The 5542-nt window shown below is 48.7% G+C and carries 2 tRNA genes and 3 rRNA genes; all 5 read left to right on the top strand.

From position 1 onward, the window contains the following. Positions 1 to 169 precede the first annotated feature (169 nt). Positions 170 to 1707: ribosomal RNA gene (locus AC1M86_RS14695) — 16S ribosomal RNA — on the top strand. Between the two features lie 61 nt (positions 1708 to 1768). After that, a tRNA-Ile gene (locus tag AC1M86_RS14700) sits at positions 1769 to 1845 on the top strand. Between the two features lie 39 nt (positions 1846 to 1884). Next, a tRNA-Ala gene (locus AC1M86_RS14705) sits at positions 1885 to 1960 on the top strand. A gap of 379 nt (positions 1961 to 2339) precedes the next feature. Then, positions 2340 to 5231 (top strand): 23S ribosomal RNA (locus tag AC1M86_RS14710). A gap of 180 nt (positions 5232 to 5411) precedes the next feature. Then, positions 5412 to 5526 (top strand): 5S ribosomal RNA (rrf, locus tag AC1M86_RS14715). The 16S, 23S and 5S rRNA genes sit together here with 2 tRNA genes alongside, the layout of an rRNA operon. Positions 5527 to 5542 lie beyond the last annotated feature (16 nt).

Raw genomic sequence — 5542 nt, forward strand, 5'->3', positions numbered from 1 at the left:
AAGATCATTAAGAGATTATGAAGAACAACTTGTGTGGATTTTTACTGGTTGATTGATCGATATATATTATCATTAATAATTGGTAGAAATTTCTCGAAGTTTATTTGAGCAAATTTTTTGTCAGTAATTGATGAGCCAAGATTGGTACCCTTTAGGTACTATTGATTTTAAACTGAAGAGTTTGATCATGGCTCAGATTGAACGCTGGCGGCAGGCTTAACACATGCAAGTCGAGCGGGGGAAGGTAGCTTGCTACTGGACCTAGCGGCGGACGGGTGAGTAATGCTTAGGAATCTGCCTATTAGTGGGGGACAACATCTCGAAAGGGATGCTAATACCGCATACGTCCTACGGGAGAAAGCAGGGGACCTTCGGGCCTTGCGCTAATAGATGAGCCTAAGTCGGATTAGCTAGTTGGTGGGGTAAAGGCCTACCAAGGCGACGATCTGTAGCGGGTCTGAGAGGATGATCCGCCACACTGGGACTGAGACACGGCCCAGACTCCTACGGGAGGCAGCAGTGGGGAATATTGGACAATGGGCGGAAGCCTGATCCAGCCATGCCGCGTGTGTGAAGAAGGCCTTTTGGTTGTAAAGCACTTTAAGCGAGGAGGAGGCTACTAAGATTAATACTCTTGGATAGTGGACGTTACTCGCAGAATAAGCACCGGCTAACTCTGTGCCAGCAGCCGCGGTAATACAGAGGGTGCGAGCGTTAATCGGATTTACTGGGCGTAAAGCGTGCGTAGGCGGCTTTTTAAGTCGGATGTGAAATCCCCGAGCTTAACTTGGGAATTGCATTCGATACTGGGAAGCTAGAGTATGGGAGAGGATGGTAGAATTCCAGGTGTAGCGGTGAAATGCGTAGAGATCTGGAGGAATACCGATGGCGAAGGCAGCCATCTGGCCTAATACTGACGCTGAGGTACGAAAGCATGGGGAGCAAACAGGATTAGATACCCTGGTAGTCCATGCCGTAAACGATGTCTACTAGCCGTTGGGGCCTTTGAGGCTTTAGTGGCGCAGCTAACGCGATAAGTAGACCGCCTGGGGAGTACGGTCGCAAGACTAAAACTCAAATGAATTGACGGGGGCCCGCACAAGCGGTGGAGCATGTGGTTTAATTCGATGCAACGCGAAGAACCTTACCTGGTCTTGACATAGTAAGAACTTTCCAGAGATGGATTGGTGCCTTCGGGAACTTACATACAGGTGCTGCATGGCTGTCGTCAGCTCGTGTCGTGAGATGTTGGGTTAAGTCCCGCAACGAGCGCAACCCTTTTCCTTATTTGCCAGCGGGTTAAGCCGGGAACTTTAAGGATACTGCCAGTGACAAACTGGAGGAAGGCGGGGACGACGTCAAGTCATCATGGCCCTTACGACCAGGGCTACACACGTGCTACAATGGTCGGTACAAAGGGTTGCTACCTAGCGATAGGATGCTAATCTCAAAAAGCCGATCGTAGTCCGGATTGGAGTCTGCAACTCGACTCCATGAAGTCGGAATCGCTAGTAATCGCGGATCAGAATGCCGCGGTGAATACGTTCCCGGGCCTTGTACACACCGCCCGTCACACCATGGGAGTTTGTTGCACCAGAAGTAGGTAGTCTAACCGCAAGGAGGACGCTTACCACGGTGTGGCCGATGACTGGGGTGAAGTCGTAACAAGGTAGCCGTAGGGGAACCTGCGGCTGGATCACCTCCTTAACGAAAGATTGACGATTGGTAAGAATCCACAACAAGTTGTTCTTCATGACGATGTATCTGAGGGTCTGTAGCTCAGTTGGTTAGAGCACACGCTTGATAAGCGTGGGGTCACAAGTTCAAGTCTTGTCAGACCCACCATGACATACTCATACGATACATTGATCTAAATGATAAGCTGGGGACTTAGCTTAGTTGGTAGAGCGCCTGCTTTGCACGCAGGAGGTCAGGAGTTCGACTCTCCTAGTCTCCACCACGTATTCATTCGAATACGTAGTAAGCAAACGAGTTGATAGCTTATAGAGCTTAGTAATAAAGCTGTGTATACTGCACGCCTTGATTATTAAGCTCTGTGATTTATCACAGTTGACTGCGATCTGACGAAGACGTAGTGAATCATTAACAGCATATATTTGAGTTGAAATAATTTGTTCATACTCATAGAAAGAGCGGAAACGAGATAACGTAAGTTATTGAGTTGAAGTGATTGAAATGAGAACTAGCGAAATTAACTGAATCAAGCGTTTTGGTATATGAATTTGAATTGAAGCTGTACAGTGTTTAGATACACAGTACTTCAAACTGTAATGTTGAACGATCTACTTGTAGGATCGAACGACTGTTTGGGGTTGTATAGTCAAGTAATTAAGTGCATGTGGTGGATGCCTTGGCAGTCAGAGGCGATGAAAGACGTGATAGCCTGCGAAAAGCTCCGGGGAGGCGGCAAATATCCTGTGATCCGGAGATATCTGAATGGGGGAACCCACCTATCATAAGATAGGTATTGCAACATGAATACATAGTGTTGCAAGGCAAACGCGGGGAAGTGAAACATCTCAGTACCCGTAGGAAAAGAAATCAATTGAGATTCCCTCAGTAGCGGCGAGCGAAAGGGGAAAAGCCCATTAAGTTATGTAAGCTTTAGTGGAATGCTCTGGGAAGTGCAACCATAGTAGGTGATAGTCCTGTACACGAAAGGGCTTACATGATGATGTCGAGTAGGGCGGGGCACGTGAAACCTTGTCTGAATATGGGGGGACCATCCTCCAAGGCTAAATACTCCTGACTGACCGATAGTGAACCAGTACCGTGAGGGAAAGGCGAAAAGAACCCCTGTGAGGGGAGTGAAATAGATCCTGAAACCGCATGCATACAAGCAGTGGGAGCATCTTCGTGATGTGACTGCGTACCTTTTGTATAATGGGTCAGCGACTTACATTCAGTAGCAAGGTTAACCGAATAGGGGAGCCGTAGAGAAATCGAGTCTTAATAGGGCGTTTAGTTGCTGGGTGTAGACCCGAAACCAGGCGATCTATCCATGAGCAGGTTGAAGGTGAGGTAACACTTACTGGAGGACCGAACCCACTGTCGTTGAAAAGCCAGGGGATGACTTGTGGATAGGGGTGAAAGGCTAATCAAGCCTGGTGATAGCTGGTTCTCCCCGAAAGCTATTTAGGTAGCGCCTCGGACGAATACCATTGGGGGTAGAGCACTGTTTCGGCTAGGGGGTCATCCCGACTTACCAAACCGATGCAAACTCCGAATACCAATGAGTACTATCCGGGAGACAGACTGCGGGTGCTAACGTCCGTAGTCAAGAGGAAAACAATCCAGACCGCCAGCTAAGGTCCCTAAATCATAGTTAAGTGGGAAACGATGTGGGAAGGCATAGACAGCTAGGAGGTTGGCTTAGAAGCAGCCACCCTTTAAAGAAAGCGTAATAGCTCACTAGTCGAGTCGGCCTGCGCGGAAGATGTAACGGGGCTAAAACTATGTACCGAAGCTGCGGATTTGCAATTTATTGCAAGTGGTAGGGGAGCGTTCTGTAAGCCGATGAAGGTGGATTGAGAAGTCTGCTGGAGGTATCAGAAGTGCGAATGCTGACGTGAGTAACGATAAAACGGGTGAAAAACCCGTTCGCTGAAAGACCAAGGGTTCCAGTCCAACGTTAATCGGGGCTGGGTGAGTCGACCCCTAAGGCGAGGCCGAGAGGCGTAGTCGATGGGAAATTGGTTAATATTCCAATACTTCTGTGTAATGCGATGAGAGGACGGAGAAGGTTAAGTCAGCCTGGCGTTGGTTGTCCAGGTGGAAGATTGTAGGCATGTATCTTAGGCAAATCCGGGGTACTCTATGCTGAGAATCGATAGCAAGCTAGTTTACTAGCGAAGTGGCTGATACCATACTTCCAGGAAAAGTCTCTAAGCTTCAGTTACACAGGAATCGTACCCGAAACCGACACAGGTGGTCAGGTCGAGTAGACCAAAGCGCTTGAGAGAACTCTGCTGAAGGAACTAGGCAAAATGGTACCGTAACTTCGGGAGAAGGTACGCTGCCGGCGGTGATAGGACTTGCTCCTTGAGCTACTGGCAGCCTCAGAAACCAGGCCGCTGCAACTGTTTATTAAAAACATAGCACTCTGCAAACACGAAAGTGGACGTATAGGGTGTGATGCCTGCCCGGTGCTGGAAGGTTAATTGATGGGGTTAGCGTAAGCGAAGCTCTTGATCGAAGCCCCAGTAAACGGCGGCCGTAACTATAACGGTCCTAAGGTAGCGAAATTCCTTGTCGGGTAAGTTCCGACCTGCACGAATGGCATAATGATGGCGGCGCTGTCTCCAGCAGAGGCTCAGTGAAATCGAATTCGCCGTGAAGATGCGGTGTACCCGCGGCTAGACGGAAAGACCCCGTGAACCTTTACTGCAGCTTGACATTGAACTTTGATCTTACTTGTGTAGGATAGGTGGGAGGCTTTGAAGTAGAAACGCCAGTTTCTATGGAGCCGTCCTTGAAATACCACCCTGGTAATATTGAGGTTCTAACTCTGCTCCATTATCTGGAGCGAGGACCATGTCTGGTGGGTAGTTTGACTGGGGCGGTCTCCTCCTAAAGAGTAACGGAGGAGTACGAAGGTGCGCTCAGCGTGGTCGGAAATCACGCGTAGAGTATAAAGGCAAAAGCGCGCTTAACTGCGAGACCCACAAGTCGAGCAGGTACGAAAGTAGGTCTTAGTGATCCGGTGGTTCTGTATGGAAGGGCCATCGCTCAACGGATAAAAGGTACTCTGGGGATAACAGGCTGATACCGCCCAAGAGTTCATATCGACGGCGGTGTTTGGCACCTCGATGTCGGCTCATCTCATCCTGGGGCTGAAGCAGGTCCCAAGGGTATGGCTGTTCGCCATTTAAAGAGGTACGCGAGCTGGGTTTAGAACGTCGTGAGACAGTTCGGTCCCTATCTACCGTGGGCGTTGGAAATTTGAGAGGATCTGCTCCTAGTACGAGAGGACCAGAGTGGACGAACCTCTGGTGTACCGGTTGTGACGCCAGTCGCATCGCCGGGTAGCTATGTTCGGAAGGGATAACCGCTGAAAGCATCTAAGCGGGAAGCCTACCTCAAGATTAGATTTCCCAAGGACTTTATGTCCTCTAAAGAGCCGTTGAAGACTACAACGTTGATAGGTTGGATGTGGAAGTACGGTGACGTATGAAGCTGACCAATACTAATTACTCGTGAGGCTTGACTATACAACACCCAAACAGTTGGTGTTGTGGTTCAAATCATGACAAATAACTTGATTTAGTTAGATAAAACGCTAAACTGCACAAATTAAAGCAACTCAAATAGCTGTTAATAACTTCTTTGACCAAGCAAAGGCACGCAAACAATACATGCGAATAAGACCCAAGCAAAGTCACAACAGTTGTGCTGGCGACAATAGCAAGAGTGAACCACCTGATCCCTTCCCGAACTCAGAAGTGAAACCTCTTAGCGCTGATGGTAGTGTGGGGTTACCCATGTGAGAGTAAGTCATCGCCAGCTCATTATTCTAAACACC

It is taken from the genome of Acinetobacter sp. ANC_7654 (assembly GCF_056779855.1).